At 31.5% G+C, this 661-nt stretch carries 1 protein-coding gene; it reads left to right on the plus strand.

Features of this window, described 5'->3' with window-relative positions; translation table 11 throughout:
• A partial coding sequence (locus ACS8FD_RS21355) for a hypothetical protein (RefSeq protein ID WP_439277346.1) occupies positions 1 to 661 on the plus strand: 661 nt, incomplete at both ends.

The following is a 661-nucleotide window of genomic DNA, read 5'->3' on the forward strand; positions in this document are numbered from 1 at the left end:
TTTGAAGAAAACGAACTTAAAGGGAAATATATCGATTCTAAGTCTTCAGGCAAGAACTTAGATATTATAATTTCACCTAACGATAAACTAGGTCAGCAGTTTTTAGGTCGAGCTGTTGATGAAGAATTTGAAATCATAGGAAATTTTGGTGTAAGACGAAATATTAAAATTGAAGAAATTTTATCTATACCTTTAGCGATATATAGAAAAAATATAGAGATGACATCAGATATCAACAACCCTTTTAATATGGTTTCTTTCACAGCAGACTTTAAAACAGAAGAAGGCATAGCAAAATTTATTAAGGATATCAATCAGACCTCACGTTCTAATGAACAATTAGAGCGACAGTTAAAAGTATATCAAGAAAACCCAATGACAATAATGTGTCTAGCGGATTACGTTGGAAAAGATATTTCTGAAATTACATATAGTTGGTTAAGTGATTCTCGATTTACTCTGAGAACGATTGATGATCACTATACTGTTGATATTAGCATCGATGATCTAGGAACTTTACTAGAAAAACAATCTACAGTAGTGATCGATTTATTTACGTTATTGGAGTTACAGCGTTTAGAAACCCTAGACCTTATTACTTCCAATCTGTCTATATATGTTCCCAAAATCCTGCTTACAAATTTAAAAGCGCTAAGTGATA

The organism is Psychrobacter sp. 1U2 (genome assembly GCF_051847575.1).